18 protein-coding genes are annotated in these 17,038 nt (G+C 63.4%); 12 read left to right on the top strand and 6 right to left on the bottom strand.

The features are described from left to right. Positions 1-235: 235 nt before the first annotated feature. The 10 genes from K3555_RS01410 (at position 236) to K3555_RS01455 (ending at position 10,650) form a co-directional block, all read left to right on the top strand. Positions 236-1,627 (top strand): trypsin-like peptidase domain-containing protein, encoded by a 1,392-nt coding sequence (locus K3555_RS01410; RefSeq protein ID WP_259995162.1) that lies wholly within the window; start codon positions 236-238, stop codon positions 1,625-1,627. Further along, complete coding sequence (locus K3555_RS01415; RefSeq protein WP_259995160.1) at positions 1,627-2,943, top strand: replication-associated recombination protein A; 1,317 nt, start codon at positions 1,627-1,629, stop codon at positions 2,941-2,943. The genes K3555_RS01410 and K3555_RS01415 overlap by 1 nt, the downstream gene beginning before the upstream one ends. A gap of 137 nt (positions 2,944-3,080) precedes the next feature. Further along, on the top strand, positions 3,081-3,461 hold the full coding sequence (gene crcB / locus K3555_RS01420) for a fluoride efflux transporter CrcB (RefSeq protein WP_259989352.1): 381 nt from the start codon (positions 3,081-3,083) through the stop codon (positions 3,459-3,461). Continuing rightward, entirely contained in the window at positions 3,458-4,504 is a 1,047-nt protein-coding gene (locus tag K3555_RS01425; RefSeq protein WP_260007106.1) for an RluA family pseudouridine synthase, read from the top strand. Before crcB ends, K3555_RS01425 begins: the two co-directional genes overlap by 4 nt. Then, positions 4,501-5,169, top strand: a complete 669-nt coding sequence (locus K3555_RS01430; protein ID WP_260007107.1) for an HAD-IA family hydrolase — start codon at positions 4,501-4,503, stop codon at positions 5,167-5,169. Before K3555_RS01425 ends, K3555_RS01430 begins: the two co-directional genes overlap by 4 nt. 3 nt (positions 5,170-5,172) lie before the next feature. Then, complete coding sequence (locus tag K3555_RS01435) at positions 5,173-5,877, top strand: ATP12 family chaperone protein (protein ID WP_260007108.1); 705 nt, start codon at positions 5,173-5,175, stop codon at positions 5,875-5,877. 250 nt (positions 5,878-6,127) lie between these two features. Further along, positions 6,128-7,144: an amino acid ABC transporter substrate-binding protein gene (locus K3555_RS01440; RefSeq protein ID WP_259989359.1), complete on the top strand. Its 1,017-nt coding sequence runs from the start codon at positions 6,128-6,130 to the stop codon at positions 7,142-7,144. Positions 7,145-7,271: 127 nt separating this feature from the next. Continuing rightward, a complete protein-coding gene (locus K3555_RS01445) occupies positions 7,272-8,540 on the top strand; it encodes an amino acid ABC transporter permease (protein ID WP_259989361.1) in 1,269 nt (422 codons plus the stop codon). A 1-nt stretch (position 8,541) separates the two neighbouring features. Then, positions 8,542-9,846: an amino acid ABC transporter permease gene (locus K3555_RS01450; protein WP_260007109.1), complete on the top strand. Its 1,305-nt coding sequence runs from the start codon at positions 8,542-8,544 to the stop codon at positions 9,844-9,846. A 12-nt stretch (positions 9,847-9,858) separates the two neighbouring features. After that, on the top strand, positions 9,859-10,650 hold the full coding sequence (locus K3555_RS01455; protein WP_311198476.1) for an amino acid ABC transporter ATP-binding protein: 792 nt from the start codon (positions 9,859-9,861) through the stop codon (positions 10,648-10,650). Positions 10,651-10,718: 68 nt separating this feature from the next. On the opposite strand, the gene K3555_RS01460 is transcribed toward K3555_RS01455, so the two are convergent. The 3 genes from K3555_RS01460 to K3555_RS01470 all read right to left on the bottom strand — a co-directional run bounded on the left by K3555_RS01460 (position 10,719) and on the right by K3555_RS01470 (position 12,476). After that, positions 10,719-11,171: a DUF411 domain-containing protein gene (locus K3555_RS01460; RefSeq protein WP_260007110.1), complete on the bottom strand. Its 453-nt coding sequence runs from the start codon at positions 11,169-11,171 to the stop codon at positions 10,719-10,721. 100 nt (positions 11,172-11,271) lie between these two features. Next, entirely contained in the window at positions 11,272-11,769 is a 498-nt protein-coding gene (locus K3555_RS01465; protein ID WP_260007111.1) for a histidine phosphatase family protein, read from the bottom strand. Next, positions 11,766-12,476 carry a ferredoxin gene (locus K3555_RS01470; RefSeq protein ID WP_260007112.1) on the bottom strand — a complete coding sequence of 237 codons (711 nt, stop codon included), beginning with the start codon at positions 12,474-12,476 and terminating at the stop codon, positions 11,766-11,768. The genes K3555_RS01465 and K3555_RS01470 overlap by 4 nt, the downstream gene beginning before the upstream one ends. A gap of 313 nt (positions 12,477-12,789) precedes the next feature. Between K3555_RS01470 and K3555_RS01475 the strand changes: the two genes are divergently transcribed. Then, a complete protein-coding gene (locus K3555_RS01475) occupies positions 12,790-13,122 on the top strand; it encodes a GYD domain-containing protein (RefSeq protein ID WP_259995141.1) in 333 nt (110 codons plus the stop codon). Positions 13,123-13,250: 128 nt separating this feature from the next. Here K3555_RS01475 and argB read toward each other — a convergent pair whose 3' ends face one another. Next, positions 13,251-14,111, bottom strand: a complete 861-nt coding sequence (gene argB, locus K3555_RS01480; protein WP_259989373.1) for an acetylglutamate kinase — start codon at positions 14,109-14,111, stop codon at positions 13,251-13,253. Positions 14,112-14,269: 158 nt separating this feature from the next. Between argB and K3555_RS01485 the strand changes: the two genes are divergently transcribed. Next, complete coding sequence (locus K3555_RS01485) at positions 14,270-14,998, top strand: SDR family NAD(P)-dependent oxidoreductase (RefSeq protein WP_129372188.1); 729 nt, start codon at positions 14,270-14,272, stop codon at positions 14,996-14,998. 42 nt (positions 14,999-15,040) lie between these two features. On the opposite strand, the gene K3555_RS01490 is transcribed toward K3555_RS01485, so the two are convergent. Both K3555_RS01490 and K3555_RS01495 read right to left on the bottom strand, forming a co-directional pair. Further along, positions 15,041-16,438 carry a PepSY domain-containing protein gene (locus tag K3555_RS01490; RefSeq protein WP_260007113.1) on the bottom strand — a complete coding sequence of 466 codons (1,398 nt, stop codon included), beginning with the start codon at positions 16,436-16,438 and terminating at the stop codon, positions 15,041-15,043. 231 nt (positions 16,439-16,669) lie between these two features. Beyond that, entirely contained in the window at positions 16,670-17,035 is a 366-nt protein-coding gene (locus tag K3555_RS01495; RefSeq protein ID WP_260007114.1) for a DUF2946 family protein, read from the bottom strand. Between the last annotated feature and the right edge of the window lie 3 nt (positions 17,036-17,038).

The following is a 17,038-nucleotide window of genomic DNA, read 5'->3' on the forward strand; positions in this document are numbered from 1 at the left end:
GCCGCAAAGGGGCTGTGAGGATGCCGGCAAGGAAGAAGGCCTGATGCGCCTTGCCGGCCGTCTGCTTCTTTCTGGTCCTAAATACCCCGGGGTGAATTGGCCGCAAGGCCAAGAGGGGCAGCGCCCCTGTGGCGGCAACTTGCGGGGCGGCGTCCCTTTGTTCTTATACGTCTCCCGCCTTGCAATCCGCGTGCGCGCTCCGCATATCCTTCGGGCAGTAACAAACGGAGCGCCCATGATCCGCCCAGCCCTGACCGCCCTTGCCATTGTTCTTGCCTTGCCGGCTGTGGCAGAAACCCGTGTGCCGCAGAACCAGGCGGAAATAACCCTCGGCTTTGCGCCTTTGGTCAAGGAAGCCTCGCCGGCAGTAGTCAACATCTACGCCAAAGTGGTGCGCCAGGTGCAGCAGCGCCGCCGATCGCCGTTCATGAATGATCCGTTCTTCGATGATTTCTTCCGGGGCTTTGCCAAGCCGCAGCCGCGGGTGGAGAACTCGCTGGGTTCGGGCGTGATCCTGTCGGCGGATGGCATCGTTGTGTCCAATTACCATGTTGTCGGCAGCGCCACCGAAATCCGCGTGGTGACCTCTGACCGGCGCGAATACAATGCGCGGGTGATCCTGGGCGACAAGGCCAGCGACCTGGCAATCCTGCAGCTGGAAGAGGCCGAAGGCCTGCCGCATCTGGACCTGCGCGACAGCGACCAGGTCGAGGTGGGTGAGCTGGCGCTGGCGATCGGCAACCCCTTCGGGGTTGGCCAGACCGTCAGCAGCGGCATCATTTCAGGGCTTGCCCGCACCGGCATGGGGGCAGGCGACGGCTTTGGCTACTACATCCAGACCGACGCGCCGATCAATCCGGGCAATTCGGGCGGAGCGCTGATCGACGTGAACGGCGACCTTATCGGCATCAACACCCGCATCCTGTCCCGTTCCGGCGGTTCCAACGGCATCGGCTTTGCGATCCCTGCAAACCTGGTGACGGAGTTCGTCAATCAGGCCCGCAAAGGCGCGGAAGAGTTCCAGCGCCCTTGGGCCGGCATGGCCGGGCAGCCAGTGGATGCCGATCTGGCAGCCTCGCTGGAGATGGACGTGCCCGAGGGCATGGTGATTTCCGACCTGCATGCTGAAAGCCCTTTTGCCAAGGCGGGATTCAAGGTGGGCGATGTGATCACCCATGTGGATGGCGAAGTGGTGAATTCACCGTCCGAGATGGTGTTCCGCATGTCTGTCGCGGGACTGGACGGCATGTCCGCGATCACCCGGCTGCGCGGTGCTGAGCGGGAAGAGATTGCGGTGCCGATGATCGTGGCACCTGATCAGCCGCCCGCAAATCCGGTGCAGCTGGATGAAGACACGGCATTGCCCGGCCTGACCGTGGCGCGCATCAATCCGCAGGTGATTGCGCGCCTCGGCCTGCCCCTGTCGGCCGAAGGCGTGGTGGTGACGGACCCTGGCCCCTATGCCGGACGCGGCGGGGTGCAGCCCGGCGACGCACTCTTGGCGGTGAATGGCCAGCCTGTTGCCAGCACCGATGACGTCTATGCAATTCTGGCAAACAGCGGCCGCTGGATTCAGCTGGACCTGAACCGGCGCGGCCAGCGTGTCACCCTGCGGTTCCGGACCTGATGGCGGATCTGTTCGGCAGCCCTGCGACTGCAGACAGCGATGCGCCGCAGCCAAACCGGCCGCTGGCCGACCGGCTGCGGCCGCAGTCGCTGGCGGAGGTGATCGGCCAGCAACAGGTGCTGGGGCCGGAGGCGCCGCTGGGGGTGATGCTGGCGTCCGGCTCGCTGTCGTCGTTGATTTTCTGGGGGCCGCCGGGGGTGGGCAAGACCACCATCGCGCGGCTGCTGGCGCAGGAGACCGACCTGCATTTTGTGCAGATTTCGGCGATCTTCACCGGGGTGCCGGAGCTGCGCAAGGTCTTTGAGGCCGCCAAGATCCGCCGCCAGAACGGCCAGGGCACACTGCTGTTCGTCGACGAGATCCACCGTTTCAACAAGGCCCAGCAGGACGGCTTCCTGCCGCATATGGAGGATGGCACTATCCTGCTGGTGGGGGCGACAACCGAGAACCCCTCGTTTGAGCTGAACGCGGCTGTACTGTCGCGCAGCCAGGTTTTGGTGCTGGAGCGTCTGTCGCTGGCGGACCTCGAACGCCTGACCCAGCGCGCCGAGAAGGAACTGGGCCGGGCTTTGCCGTTGTCAGGCGATGCCCGAGACGCGCTGCATGAGATGGCTGATGGCGACGGGCGGGCGCTGCTGAACCTGATCGAGCAGGTTGCCGCCTGGAAGGTGGAGGCCTCCCTGGGGCGGGAGGCGCTGGCTACGCGGCTGATGCGCCGAGCGGCCAAGTTCGACAAATCCGGGGATGAGCATTACAACCTGATTTCCGCCCTGCACAAATCAATCCGCGGCTCGGACCCGGATGCGGCATTGTACTGGCTGGCGCGGATGCTGGAGGGCGGCGAGGATCCCCGCTTCCTGGCCCGGCGGCTCACGATGATGTCGACCGAGGACATCGGCATGGCCGACCCGCAGGCCAATACTGTCTGTCTTAATGCCTGGCAGACTTACGAGCGGCTCGGCAGTCCGGAGGGCGAACTGGCGTTGGCCAATGCCGCTGTATATCTAGCGCTGGCGCCGAAATCCAATGCGGTCTATGTGGGCATCAAGGCCGCCCGCCGTCTGGCCAAGACCACCGGCAGCGCGCCGCCGCCCAAGCACATCCTGAACGCGCCGACCAAGCTGATGTCGGAGCAAGGATACGGCGATGGCTATGCCTATGACCATGACGCCGAGGACGGGTTTTCCGGTCAGAACTACTTCCCTGATGGGGTCAAGCGCCCGGTGCTGTATCAGCCGGTGGAGCGGGGTTTCGAACGCGAGCTGAAGCGGCGTACGGACTATTTTGCGAACCTCAGGCTGAAGCGGAACAAGTAAAGCGGCTTTGCCTGCAAAGCCGCTGCCTCCGGCGGGGATATTTTTGGCAAGAGGAAGGGGCGGACAGCGTCAGCTCTGCGCGCCGTGCAATACGGGCAAAACTTGACATCCCTGCCTGTGCCGGCGACAGGACGGGGATGATTTCTTCGGTTTCCATGGTGGCCCTTGGCGGCGCAATCGGGGCGGTGTGCCGCTATCTGGCCGGGCTGGGCATCATCCGGGTTCTGGGGCACCATGACTTTCCGGTGGCGGTGATCACCGTCAACGTGATCGGCTCCTTTCTGATGGGGATGTTTGTGGTTGCTGCGGCGATGCGCGGGCTGACCCACCTCAGCCCCTTGGTGATGACCGGGCTTCTGGGCGGGTTCACCACCTTCTCGGCGTTCTCCTTGGAGACCGCCAACCTGATCGAGCGCGGCGCCTTCGGGCAGGCCGCGCTTTATGTTGTTCTGTCCGTTGGATTGTCCGTGGGCGGTTTGTTTCTGGGCCTGATGGCCGCAAGAGGAGTGTTCGCATGAGCGGCGTTCAGATGATTACCGTCAGCGAAGACGATGGCGGCCAGCGCATTGACCGCTGGCTGCGGCGGTTGTTTCCGCATGTGAACCAGGGCCGCATCGAAAAGATGTGCCGCAAGGGCGAGCTGCGGCTGGACGGCGGGCGCGTCAAGGCCAATACCCGGGTTGAGACCGGGCAGGTGGTGCGGGTGCCGCCGCTGGCGGACAGTGATCTGAAACCTGCCGCGCCGCGCGAGATGAAGATCTCGGATGCTGATGCCAGGATGATCCAGGATTGCGTGATTTACCGGGACGACGATGTGATCGTGCTGAACAAGCCTGCGGGCCTGGCAGTGCAGGGCGGCTCGGGCACCACCAAACATGTGGACGGGCTGGCGGAAGCGCTGAAGTTCGGGCTGGAGGAAAAGCCCAAGCTGGTGCATCGGATCGACAAGGATACCTCCGGCATTCTGGTGTTGGCGCGCAACCGCAAGGCGGCGCAGGGGCTGACCGCTGCGTTCCGCCACAAGAACACCCGCAAGATCTATTGGGCCTTGGTGGCCGGCGTGCCGACGCCGTATCTGGGCGAGATCAAGAACGGGCTGGTGAAGGCGCCGGGCCACGGCAAGAGCGGCGAAGGCGAGAAGATGATCAACGTGCATCCGCAGGACATCGACGAGACATTCGGCGCCAAGCGGGCGCATACGCTTTATGCCACGCTCTACCGGGTGGCCAGCCGCGCGGCCTGGGTGGCGATGGAGCCCATTACGGGGCGCACCCATCAGCTGCGGGCGCATATGTCGGGCATGGGCCATCCGATTGCCGGGGACGGAAAATACGGCGGCTCGGGGCAGGAAAACCTGGGCGACGGCTGGGGCGCGCAGTTTGGCGGCGTGATCTCGAAGAAGCTGCATTTGCACGCCCGCCGCATGGTGTTCGAACATCCGGTGACCCACAAGAATGTCTCGGTTGTGGCGCCTTTGCCTGATCACATGAAAGAGAGCTGGGACACCTTCGGCTGGAGCGAGGATCTGGCGGCGGATGACCCGTTTGAGGATCTGAAGTGAGTTCACCGCTGCGGCTGATCCTGTTTGATGTGGATGGCACCCTGGCGGACAGCCAGGGCGCGATCACCGGTGCGATGGCCGAAGCCTTTGACGGTGTTGGCCTGCCAGTGCCGCCGCGCGCGGCAATCCTGTCGATTGTCGGCCTGTCGCTGCCCTTGGCGATGAAGGAGCTGGCGCCGGACCAGGATACCGTGACGGTTGACGCGCTGGTGGAGGGGTACAAGTCCTCTTACATGCTGGCTCGGCAAGCTGCCGGGGCTGCGCATTCGCCGCTTTATCCCGGTGCGCGCGAAGCGCTGGCGGAACTGAACGCAGTTCCGGAATACCTGCTGGGAGTCGCCACCGGTAAATCGCAGCGCGGGGTGGACGCCTTGATCGCAGCGCATCGGCTGGAGTGTTTCGTGACCCGGCAAGTGGCTGATCACCACCCGTCCAAGCCGCACCCGTCGATGGTGCTGACGGCGATGGCGGAAACCGGGGTGGACCGTGCCAGCACCGTGATGATCGGCGACACGCGGTTCGACATTGAAATGGGGCGCGCAGCGGGGGTCACCACCATCGCCGTGCCTTGGGGATACCACCCGGCAGAGACATTGGGCGCCGATTACCTGATCCGCGATTTCGCGGAGCTGCGCCCGCTGCTGGCAGAGATTTGGAAGGTGTAAGAGATGAGCGGCTGGGCACAGAAACGGTTCTGGAAAGACGTCTCGGTTGTGCAGACCGAAAACGGGTTTGCGGTGGAGCTTGACGGGCGCCGGGTGAAAACGCCGGCCAAGGCGCCGCTGGCGGTGCCGACCCGGGCCATGGGGGACGCCATCGCCGCGGAATGGGACGCGCAGACCGAATCAGTAGACCCCGGAACCATGCCTTGTACCCGCTCTGCCAATGCCGCGATTGACAAGGTGACACATCAGCACAGCGAAGTTGCGGCCATGCTGGCTGAATATGGCGATTCCGACCTGCTGTGCTACCGCGCCGACGCGCCGGTTGAGTTGACGTTGCGTCAGGCGCAGGAATGGGACCCGGCGCTGGACTGGGCAGCAGGGGCGCTGGGCGTGCAGCTGCAGCCCAGGACCGGCATTCTGCACCAGCCGCAGGAGACCGCGGCACTGGCGGCGCTGGCGGAAAAGGTGCATGCGATGACACCGTTCCAGCTGGCGGCTTTCCATGATTTGGTAGGGATTTCCGGCTCTTTGATCCTTGGCTTTGCTGCTGCGCAGGGCTGGCGGAGTGCCGATGAGATCTGGCAACTGTCGCGTCTGGATGAGCGCTGGCAGGCAGAGCAATGGGGTGTCGACGAGGACGCCCAGGCTGCGGCAGAGGTGAAGCGGCAGGAATTTCTGCACGCCAAGCGGTTTTACGATTTCTCCTGAGAGAACAGAAAATTACCGAATGACCCCGTGCGGCGTAAATAAATTTACTCACGGGCAATCTGTGCGTATGCCGCGCATCGAATTTCCTGATCCCACCCTTGACGTTTGTTGATGAATGCGCCCACACTTGGGCGCGAAAAAGGGGTAAACCCTTCTTCAGTCTCAATTCCGGCGGGGGATCGCCGGTTAATAAGAACCGCTGAATGGCGGGCTATTCCGCCGAATGGCGGGTTATCAGGAAGAGGTAAAAATGAAAAAATCCGTACTTTTGGGCGCAATGGCTTTTGCCGGTCTTGCGGCTGGCGCTGCTTCTGCCGGAACGCTGGACGATGTTAAGGCGCGCGGCAAGCTTAACTGCGGCGTCACCGTCGGCCTGGTCGGCTTTGCGGCTCCGAATGCAAACGGGGAATGGGAAGGTTTCGACGTTGCCGTGTGCCGGGCTGTGGCTGCAGCTGTGCTGGGCGACTCGACTGCTGTTGAATTCGTGCCGACCACCGGCAAGACCCGCTTTACCGCGCTGGCGTCCGGCGAGATTGACGTGCTGGCCCGCAACACAACCTGGACCTTCAGCCGCGATGTCGACCTGAAGTTCGAATTCACCGGCGTCAACTATTATGACGGCCAGGGCTTCATGGTCCCGAAAGAGCTGGGCGTGTCCTCGGCCAAGGAACTGGACGGCGCCACCGTCTGCATCCAGACCGGCACCACCACCGAGCTGAACCTGGCGGACTTCTTCCGCTCCAACAACATCTCTTACGAGCCGGTTCCGATCGAAACCAACGCCGAAGCGCAGCAGCAGTATCTGGCTGGCGCCTGCGACGTTTACACCACCGACGCCTCCGGTCTGGCTGCAACCCGTGCCACCTTTGATGATCCGGGCGCGCATGTGCTGCTGCCGGAAATCATCTCCAAGGAGCCGCTGGGCCCGCTGGTCCGCCACGGCGACCACGAGTGGGGCGACGTTGTCCGCTGGACCCTGAACTCGCTGATCGCAGCTGAAGAGCTGGGCATCACATCGGCCAACCTGAGCGAAATGTCCGCCGGCACCGAGAACCCGGAAATCAACCGCCTGCTGGGCAGCGAAGGCACCCTGGGCGAGATGCTTGGCCTGGACGCCGCCTGGGCCCAGAAGGCAATCGCCTCGCAGGGCAACTACGGTGAAATCTTTGCCAAGAACATCGGTGAAGACACCCCGGTCGGCCTGGCCCGCGGCCTGAACGCACAGTGGACCGAAGGCGGCCTGCTGTACGCACCGCCGTTCCGCTAAACAGACCATCGGAAAGGGCGCAGGAGTTTCCTGCGCCCTTTTCCTATCAGAAAATAAGCTCCGGAGCGCTGCGGAGCGGGGACAACCCCGCCAGGACAGACTGCCGGAGCCCAGGGGATCACACTATATGTCAACGTTAACTGACCCTCCAAAGGAGCAGTTCCGGCTGTCTATGCTCCTTTACGATACCCGTTACCGGTCGGGGACCATCCAGGTCATCGCCATGTTCGGGTTCATGCTTTTGGCAGCCTGGCTTATCAACAACACAATGAGCAACCTGGCGGCGCAGGATAAGGCTTTCGACTTCGGTTTCTTCACCGAACCGGCCGGCTATGATATCAACCAGCGCCTGCTGGAGTACACCTCGCGCGACAGCCATTTGCGGGCCGCGCTGATGGGGCTTCTGAATACGCTGGTTGTTGCGTTTCTGGGCTGTGTCACGGCCACCATCCTGGGTGTGATCATCGGCGTTCTGCGGCTGTCGTCGAACTGGCTGGTGGCGCGCCTGATGACGATCTACGTCGAGCTGTTCCGCAACGTGCCGGTGCTGTTGTGGATCGTTTTTGTGATGGCGATCCTGATCGAAACCCTGCCAGCGCCACGGGCGTTCCGGGGTGAAAATCCCGAAGCCACGCTCAGCCTGATGGACAGCGTTGCCGTGACCAACCGGGGTGTCTACATCCCCGAGCCGTTGTTCTCGCGTTCGCTGGGCGATGCGCATCTGTTTGGCGATGCCTCGCTGCGGTTTGACGTCAGCCTGGACCTGATTGCCATTCTGGCGGTGCTGGGCCTCAGCCTGTTTGCCTCGATCAAGATCCGCCGGCGTGCGGACCGCATCCAGGAAGCCACCGGCGACCGCCCGGTGACCTGGCATGTGCGCACCGCCGTGGTGGTGGTGCCGATGGTGATCCTGCTGGCTGTGCTGGGTTTTCACCTGGGCTACCCTGAGCTGAAGGGCTTTAACTTCCAGGGCGGCACCCACATGCGCAACTCGCTGATCGCGTTGTGGCTGGCGCTGTCGCTGTACACTGCCGCCTTCATCGCGGAAATCGTGCGCGCGGGGATCATGGCGATCTCCAAGGGCCAGACCGAAGCCGCCGAGGCCCTGGGCCTGCGCTCCAACAAGATCATGTCGCTGGTGGTTCTGCCGCAAGCGCTGCGGGTGATCATCCCGCCGCTGATCTCCAACTATCTGAACCTGACCAAGAACTCGTCGCTGGCGATTGCCGTGGGTTATATGGACATCACCGGCACCCTGGGCGGCATCACCATGAACCAGACAGGGCGCGAGCTGGAATGCGTTCTGTTGCTGATGGTGGTGTATCTGGCGATCTCGCTGACCATTTCCGGGGTCATGAACTGGTACAACGAAGCCGTGAAGCTGAAGGAGCGCTGAGATGTCTGATATCGGATTTGTCCGCACCGAAATGCTTCCCGAGCAGGATCCGCCCGCCTCTGAGGTCGGGGTGATCGGCTGGGCGCGGCATAACCTGTTTTCCAACTGGTTCAACTCGATCCTGACCATCGCGTCCCTTGCTGCGGTCTATTTCGTGCTGGCCGCCATTGTTCCCTGGATCCTGTCGCCCACCTGGGATGGCACCTCGCTGTCCAATTGCCGTGAAACGCTGGCCGCAGCAGGCCATGGCGATGCCCATGGCGCCTGCTGGGGCGTGATCAAGGAACGCTGGGTCCAGCTGATCTTCGGCTTCTACCCAAGCCATCTGTACTGGCGCCCGGTTGCCGCATTTGTCCTGCTGGGCGCGGCACTGGCTCCGGTGCTGTTCTCGGACCGGGTGCCGTCGAAACTGCTGATCTTTTCGGCGCTTTACCCGTTCATCTTCCCCTGGCTTTTGTGGGGCGGAACCATCTGGATGCCGATTGCCGCGCTGGCAGGTTTTGTCATCGGCGGGCTGGTCTACAAATTCGCCGCAGAAGCGCTGAGCACACTTCTGGGCGTGATCCTGGGCGTTGCCATGGCTGTTATCTGGTGGACGCTGCTGGCGGCGCCGGTCACGGGGGCGCTGGATTCGATCCTGCCCGTCGGCATCGAAGCGGTGGAAAGCCGCAAGTTCGGCGGCTTCATGCTGTCGGTGACCATCGGTGTTGTGGCCATCGCCTGCTCCTTGCCGATCGGCATCGTTCTGGCGCTGGGCCGCCAGTCGGATCTGCTGATCGTCAAATACATCTGCGTGGGCTTTATCGAGTTCATCCGGGGTGTGCCGCTGATCACGCTGTTGTTTGTGGCTTCGACCCTGCTGAACATCTTCATGCCGCCGGGAACCAATTTCGACATCATCCTGCGGGTGCTGATCATGGTCACGCTGTTTGCCGCGGCCTATATGGCCGAAGTGATCCGCGGCGGCCTGGCAGCCTTGCCCCGCGGCCAGTATGAGGGCGCTGATTCACTCGGCCTCAACTACTGGCAGGCGCAGCGGCTGATCATCATGCCGCAGGCGCTGAAGATCTCGATCCCCGGCATCGTTTCGACCTTCATCGGGGTGTTCAAGGACACCACGCTGGTCTCGATCATCGGGCTTCTGGACCCTCTGGGCCTGTCGAACGCCATTCGCGCGGACTCCAACTGGAACGGCATCGTCTGGGAACTTTACGGCTTTATCGCCCTGTTGTTCTTCGTCTTCTGCTTCTCCATGTCCCGCTATTCCATGTATCTGGAGCGCAAGCTTCAGACTGGCCACCGTTAAGGAGTTCAACATATGTCTGAACTTATGACCGACCGTCAAATCGACCGTTCCAAGATGCAGGTGAGCGATGAGGTCGCCATCGAAATCTCCAACATGAACAAGTGGTACGGGTCTTTCCATGTGCTGCGCGACATCAACCTGACGGTGAACCAGGGCGAGCGTATCGTCATTGCCGGCCCGTCCGGTTCGGGTAAATCCACCCTGATCCGCTGTTTGAACGCCCTGGAAGAGCATCAGCAGGGCAGGATCGAGGTGGATGGCACCGTCTTGTCAAATGACCTTAAGAACATCGACAAGATCCGTTCCGAGGTTGGCATGGTGTTCCAGCACTTCAACCTGTTCCCGCATCTGACCATTCTGGAGAACTGCACCCTGGCGCCGATCTGGGTCCGCAAAACGCCCAAGAAAGAAGCCGAAGAGCGGGCGATGCATTTCCTGGAGAAGGTGAAGATCCCGGAGCAGGCCGACAAATACCCCGGTCAGCTGTCGGGCGGCCAGCAGCAGCGTGTGGCGATTGCGCGCTCGCTTTGCATGATGCCGCGCATCATGCTGTTCGATGAGCCGACCTCGGCGCTGGACCCGGAGATGATCAAAGAGGTGCTCGACACCATGATCGAACTGGCCGAAGAAGGCATGACCATGCTGTGCGTGACCCATGAGATGGGCTTTGCCCGTCAGGTGGCGAACCGGGTGATCTTTATGGACGCAGGTCAGATCGTGGAGCAGAACGAGCCGGAAGAGTTCTTCAACAACCCGAAGAGCGAACGCACCAAACTGTTCCTCAGCCAGATCCTGGGCCACTAAGGCGCCAGTACCGTGACACTGAAAGGCCGGGCGTTTGCCCGGCCTTATTCTCGTTCAGGGTTCCATAGTCAGGAGTGGCTTGCGAACACCTCTGTTGTGCCATCACCCAGGATCAGCAGGGTATCGAATGCCTCCCGCTCCCCGTCCATTTCCATCCCCGGCGAGCCGATTGGCATCCCCGGCACGGTCAGCCCCAGCGCCGCAGGCCGTTCCGCCAGCAGCCGCTGGATGTCGCTGGCCGGGACATGGCCTTCGATCACATAAGGCCCGGCCATCGCGGTGTGGCAGGACGCCAGATCGCCGGTGACGCCGAGCCGTTCTTTCATCGCCCACAGGTTCTCGTCCGCTACATTGCGCACCTCGGTCGTGAAACCGGCAGCGGCCAGGTGATCGGCCCAGGCCGTGCAGCACCCGCAGGAGGGTGACTTCATGATGCGTATGGTCTCCGCTGCCGTGGCAAATCCCGGCAGGGCAGTGAGGGGGAGGGCGGCTGCGGCCAGCAGCAGGGTACGGCGGTGCATGACGGTCTCCAGTCCGGTAATTGTCGTTTGGCAACCTAGGCGCCGGGCCGCTGGGCGGCCAGAGGCCTCCCGCGCGGGATGCGCTGCCTTGCCGCAGGGGTTATTCGCCCAGCAGCTCGCGCGGAACGGCGAAATCGACCGCCCTGCCGCTGCTCCAGCTTAGATCCTTCCAGCTGCTGATGTCGAATTCCGCCACCAGCGTTGCGCCGGTCGGGTAATCGTCGAACCGCGAATGATCCGGCGGGCTGGAGACGATCGAATGAGCAAAGGCGGCGATGCCGGGGTTGTGCCCGATCAGCATGACCCGCGGCTGTTCCGCCTCAATCAGCACCTTGAACATCATTTCCGAATTGGCGTGATACAGACGTTCGGTGAATCGCGCAGGCACGCCCAGCTCCATCAGTTCGCAGGTTTCGCGGGTGCGTTGCGCAGAGGATGAGATCACTTGATCCGGCACATACCCTTTGTCCCGCAACCAGGCGGCGATGGCCGGGGCAGACCGGCGTCCTCGTTTGTTCAGCGTTCGGGCGTGATCGCTGGGGACATTGGCGTCCCAGGCGGATTTTGCATGGCGGGTCAGGATCAGGGTGCAGGTCATTGGGGGTGAAAATGCCTCATGTGATGTGCGGTTTGTTCCGGGTCGCGGCCGGCGTTGCGGCTTAGCGGGCAGGCGCGGCGGGCCAGACAGCCGCCTGCCATGCAGCCGGTGCCGGCGGGAGTATCGAGATAGTCATGGCAGGCTGCCAGATCGTAGGGGCCGCCGTCTGCCAATGCGCTGACGGGACAGGCGCTGAGACAGGGGCGGGAGTGGCAGCTGCGGCAGGGAGACTCTGCCAAAGGCGGAGGGGGAATGTCAATTTCCTGTTTGAAATGAAGGCCCCCCCGCAAGGATATCAGCATGCCGGCGCGATCATGCACCATCATCTGTGACGGGGATGTGAAAAACCGGCCCGACGCCAGCGCCCAATTGATGAAAGGCGTGTAGGGCGGCCCGCCAAAGGGGAAATAGGCGCTGCCGCGCAAGTCCTGGGCCAGGGCGCTGACCACCCGCTCGGACCAGCGGTCCACCGGGTGCGGGGCACCGTCGCGGTACTCAGGACTGATCTTGAAGGCGGGCCAGAAAGCGGCGGCGGTTCCCAGCAGGATCAATGTGCCATCTTCCAGCGCTTTGACGGGCTGCCGCGCGGGATGCAGGGCACCGCAAACCGCAAGCCCGGCCTGCGCGGCGGCAGCTTCGATTTCAGGATAAGACAGCGCCCCTTGGGCACCTCGGGCGCGGTGGTCTGGCAGGTCGGTCTGGGTCATTTGCGGCATCCGTTCAGGGGCTTGGCGCGAGCCTAACAGCGCAAGCCTGCTTGCCAGAGTGCAAAAACGTCCTGCTCTGTTCTGCCGGCGTCTTCCCGCCGGCGCGGTCAGAAGCGGCGGAACGGCAGCCGCTGGCTCCAGCCCAGCCCAGCCTTGCCGGGCACCCGTCCTGCCAGTGCAGCCCTGCTGCCGGCCGCGCTCATATGCCGGAACGCCTGACTGTGGTATGATCCGGCCACGGGGGAATGCGGGCCGGACTGTGCGGCATCGGGCCTATGGGCGGCTGGCAGGTTTCTCCCCAGGGAGAGTCAGAATGCCAAGATTTATCGTAACCGGCTGCTATACGTCCTCTGCCATGAAAGCGATGGTTGAAAGCCCCAGTGACCGCGAGGCGGCAGCCCGCGCCCTTGTCGAAGCGGCAGGCGGGACTTTGGAGAGCTACTACGTGACCACCGGCGAAAGCGATTTTGCGATCCAGGTGACAATTGACGACGCATCGGGCCTGCTTGCGGGGCTGATGGCAACCGGCGCCAGCGGCGCCGTCAGCAACCTGAAAACCGTGCGGGCCTTCACCTCGGACGAGTTTACCGCCATTCAGAAGAAGGCCGGCGGCATCGCCAAAGCCTACAAAGCGCCAGGAAGTTAAGGCAGCCAGCGGCCGGGCGGCAGCCGCCCGCTGCCATCCGGCTTCTTTCTGGTCAAAAATACCCCGGGGTGAATTGGCCCAAATGGCCAAGAGGGGCAGCGCCCCTCAGACACCCCCGCTGGCGCGCGTCAGGCGCGGATCATCGAACCGGCGCCGTGATCGGTAAACAGCTCCAGCAGCACCGAGTTCTGAACCCGCCCGTCAACGATGGTGCAGGCGCGCACGCCGTTGCGCACCGCATCCAGCGCGGTTTCGGTCTTGGGGATCATCCCGCCGGCAATCACGCCGCTGGCGGTCATTGCATCAACATCGGCGGCCTTCAGCTCGGTCACCACGTCGCCGTTGCCGTTTTTGACGCCCGCCACATCGGTCAGCAGCAGCAGCCGGTCAGCCTGCAGCGCCTTGGCGATGGCACCGGCTGCAGTGTCGCCATTGATGTTGAAGGTCTCGCCCTCCCGGCCCGCGCCGATCGGGGCGATCACCGGGATCATGTCTTTTTCAAACAGACCGTACAGCACCTTGGGGTCCAATTCGGACGGGGCGCCGACAAAACCCAGATCCGGGTCAGCCTGATCGCAGGTTATCAGATTGGCGTCCTTGCCCGACAGGCCGACGGCGCGGCCGCCCTGGCGGTTGATCGCCTGCACGATGCGTTTGTTGACGACGCCGGACAGAACCATCTCCACCACCTCCATGGTGGCGGCATCGGTGACCCGCTTGCCGTTGACGAACTCAGACTGGATCTGCAGCTTTTCCAGCATCGCATTGATCATCGGCCCGCCGCCGTGGACGATCACCGGGTTCACGCCGACCTGGCGCATCAGCACGATATCGCGGGCAAAGGTCTCCATCGCTTCGTCGCTGCCCATGGCGTGGCCGCCCAGCTTGATGACAACAATGGCCCCGTCATAGCGCTGCAGATAGGGCAGGGCGCTTGAGAGGGTCTCGGCAGTGGCAATCCAGTCGCGGTTCATCTTTTGTGTCTTCATCGCTGTCATCATTCCTTTGACAAAAGGGTGTAGGCGGTTCCGGGGCCGCTGCCAAGCGTTGCGTGCGGCGCGCCGGGCGCCGCCGCCGGCGGGAGGCCATTGCGGTTGCCTGTGCGGGTGGTAGGCTCAGCCCGGAAATCTCCTGTGAGGATCAACAGATGCGTCAGAAGACCTTGCTATTGACTGGCGCCAGCCGCGGTATCGGCCATGCGACGGTGCGCCGCTTCAACCGCGAAGGCTGGCGGGTTATCACCTGCTCGCGGCATCCGTTCCCGGCTGAATGCCCTTGGGGCGGCGGCCAGGAAAACCACGTGCAGCTGGACCTGTCAGACCCGTCGGATACGATCAACGCGGTGGGCCAGATCCAGGACCTGCTGGACGGCCGCTTGGACGCGCTGGTCAACAACGCCGGGATCTCGCCCAAGGGGCCGGACGGCGAGCGGCTCAGCACGCTGGACACCGATCTGATGGATTGGGGCAAAGTGTTCCACGTGAATTTCTTCAGCTCGGTTGTGCTGGCGCGGGGGTTGAAGGAGGAACTGGCAGCCGCCAAAGGGTCCGTCGTCAACGTGACCTCTATTGCAGGCAGCCGGGTGCACCCCTTTGCCGGGGCCGCCTATGCCACCTCCAAGGCGGCACTGGCGGCGCTGACGCGGGAGATGGCGCATGACTTCGGCCCCTTGGGGGTGCGGGTCAATGCCATTGCGCCAGGCGAGGTGGAGACTGCTATCCTGTCGCCAGGCACCGACAAGATTGTCGAAAAGCTGCCGATGCAGCGGCTGGGTCAGCCCGAGGAGGTGGCCTCGGCGATCTATTTCCTGTGCTCGGAGGGGAGTTCCTATATCTCTGGTGCCGAGATTGAGGTGAACGGGGCGCAGCACGTTTAATGGCGGGCATGCCGCCCGGCCTAAAGGCCGGGCGGCGCTCTGTCAGCTTACCGCGCGTTTCAGCACCGGCAGGTTGCCCAGCAGCAGCACGTCAATCGCCAGCACCGCCAGCAGCAGCAGGCCGGTCAGCGGGAAGGCCAGCGAGACCAGCACCGCAATCAGCGCAGCCCCCTTCCAGAACGGCATCTCAGCCGGTTCCGGCGGTGCGGCCAGGCGGCTGGCACCTGCGGGGCGGCGTTTCATCCACATCACCAGGCCGGAGACGCAGACAAAGATCACTGCAAGGCAGAACACCACGTTCAGCACGAAGCTCCAGGTGCCCATCAGACCCATGTGGAAGGGGATGCTGACGGCCATTGCCTTGCCGGCCAAGGAGTAGTCCTGGTACTTCACATCGGCGAGGATCTTGCCGCTGTACTGGTCGAAATGAATGGTGCGGTCGATGAAAGGATCGTCGCCGTCGCCGCTCATGCTGTCGCGGTTGATGGTCCAGACGCCATTTTCTCCGCCGGGATAGGCCAGGCGGAAGCGGCCCTCCATCCCCAAAGCGCGGCCCAGGGCGATAATGTTGCCTGCGTCCACAGGCCGGCCTTCGGAAATGCCGGTAATCCCGGCGTTCGAGCCGGAAGCGGGCATCGGGGTCTGCTCCAGCGCCCAGGGCACATCATTGGTGGCGCCGTGGTTCATGCTGGCGTGGATGTCGTCGGACAGGGGCACCTTGTCCCATTTTGCTGCCGGGAAGGTGCTCCAGGCCTGCACCATCTGGCCGCCCCAGATGCCGGTCCACGACAGGCCTGAGAGCAGGAAGATCACCAGCAGTGCCGACATCCAGAAGCCGGTGACCGCGTGCAGGTTCTTCCACAGGGCGCGGCCCTTGGCGCGGAAATTCGGGACAAAGGCACTGGCGGCATTGCCGCGCGGCCACCACAGGTACACCCCGGTGAGAACCAGCACGATGCCAAGGCCCGCGGCGATCTCGATCAGCCGGTCGCCGGTGTCGCCGATCAACAGGGTCGAGTGGATGTTGTCGGCCAGATCATACCAGCCTGCGCGGCGGTCCCATGTCTCGATCACTTCGCCGGTGTACTGGTTCAGTGCCACCAGACGCTGGCCAGCTTCGGTTTTGACGCGGAACACGGCGGCCAGATCCGGCGCCTTGGGGCCGATCCATTCGGCAATGGTGCCGGGCTGGGCGGCCAGCACGGCGGCGGATTGATCAGCGATGCTGAGTTCGGCGGCACCCTGGGTAACGGTGATGGTCTCGCCGTCGCGGCCGTCGAACTGGGTGATGAACATCATCATCAGGCCAGTGACGGCCAGCATGATCAGGAACGGCACCACAAACAGGCCGGCATAGAAGTGCCAGCGCCAGGCTGCGAAGTAGAATTTCTCGGACAGCGGGCGCGATTGGCCCGCGGATTGCGGTCGGCTGGTCGCCATGGGACTCTCCATGTCAGAATAGGCGGGCACAGATGTGCCGGCAGGTATGTTGGGGGATTTGGGGAAGAAAGGGTCGGGACCCATTGATCCGGCCTGGTCCAGATATCGCTGCACGGGAGAACGCGCCGGGCGTTGATCCAATGCAGCAAAGCAGACGGGCGGCTGTCAGGTGGCGGGCAGGGGGATCTGCGCGCTCAACCAGTGCCGGGGCCGGATGAAAGGGGGCTGACCCTAGGCCGCGGCGGGCGGGCCGCGGGCGTCATAGCGCCAGTGGAAACCGGCGCTGTGATGAGTGAACACCTCGCGCGACCAGCGGTCGGCCAGCGGTGCGTCGAGGCTGAGGTTCAGCGTGCTGTCCGGCAGCAAAGCCGCCGTGGTAAACCCGGAGAAGGGGCAGCTGCGGTCGTCCATCGGTTCCGCAGGATCATGTGAACCGCCATTGCCCGGATCGACCCAGGCCTCCTGCACGCCATCGGTGGTGCAGATCACCAGCAGCACCTTGCCGTCCTGTGTGGAGCTTGGCATCCAGCCGGCCGGGATCAGCCCGGCAACGGCCAGGGCGATCACAACCAGAAAGGAGGACAAGCAGCGCAGCATGCG

It is taken from the genome of Leisingera sp. M527, assembly GCF_025141525.1.
Taxonomy (GTDB): domain Bacteria; phylum Pseudomonadota; class Alphaproteobacteria; order Rhodobacterales; family Rhodobacteraceae; genus Leisingera.

Coding starts and splice junctions, on each gene's coding strand:
- K3555_RS01470 (WP_260007112.1), bottom strand. CDS start 12,476: ATGACCCAGACCGACCTGCCAGACCACCGCGCCCGAGGTGCCCAAGGG.
- K3555_RS01455 (WP_311198476.1), top strand. CDS start 9,859: ATGTCTGAACTTATGACCGACCGTCAAATCGACCGTTCCAAGATGCAG.
- K3555_RS01445 (WP_259989361.1), top strand. CDS start 7,272: ATGTCAACGTTAACTGACCCTCCAAAGGAGCAGTTCCGGCTGTCTATG.
- K3555_RS01485 (WP_129372188.1), top strand. CDS start 14,270: ATGCGTCAGAAGACCTTGCTATTGACTGGCGCCAGCCGCGGTATCGGC.
- crcB (WP_259989352.1), top strand. CDS start 3,081: ATGATTTCTTCGGTTTCCATGGTGGCCCTTGGCGGCGCAATCGGGGCG.
- K3555_RS01440 (WP_259989359.1), top strand. CDS start 6,128: ATGAAAAAATCCGTACTTTTGGGCGCAATGGCTTTTGCCGGTCTTGCG.
- K3555_RS01410 (WP_259995162.1), top strand. CDS start 236: ATGATCCGCCCAGCCCTGACCGCCCTTGCCATTGTTCTTGCCTTGCCG.
- K3555_RS01460 (WP_260007110.1), bottom strand. CDS start 11,171: ATGCACCGCCGTACCCTGCTGCTGGCCGCAGCCGCCCTCCCCCTCACT.
- K3555_RS01425 (WP_260007106.1), top strand. CDS start 3,458: ATGAGCGGCGTTCAGATGATTACCGTCAGCGAAGACGATGGCGGCCAG.
- K3555_RS01495 (WP_260007114.1), bottom strand. CDS start 17,035: ATGCTGCGCTGCTTGTCCTCCTTTCTGGTTGTGATCGCCCTGGCCGTT.
- K3555_RS01475 (WP_259995141.1), top strand. CDS start 12,790: ATGCCAAGATTTATCGTAACCGGCTGCTATACGTCCTCTGCCATGAAA.
- K3555_RS01415 (WP_259995160.1), top strand. CDS start 1,627: ATGGCGGATCTGTTCGGCAGCCCTGCGACTGCAGACAGCGATGCGCCG.
- argB (WP_259989373.1), bottom strand. CDS start 14,111: ATGAAGACACAAAAGATGAACCGCGACTGGATTGCCACTGCCGAGACC.
- K3555_RS01450 (WP_260007109.1), top strand. CDS start 8,542: ATGTCTGATATCGGATTTGTCCGCACCGAAATGCTTCCCGAGCAGGAT.
- K3555_RS01490 (WP_260007113.1), bottom strand. CDS start 16,438: ATGGCGACCAGCCGACCGCAATCCGCGGGCCAATCGCGCCCGCTGTCC.
- K3555_RS01435 (WP_260007108.1), top strand. CDS start 5,173: ATGAGCGGCTGGGCACAGAAACGGTTCTGGAAAGACGTCTCGGTTGTG.
- K3555_RS01465 (WP_260007111.1), bottom strand. CDS start 11,769: ATGACCTGCACCCTGATCCTGACCCGCCATGCAAAATCCGCCTGGGAC.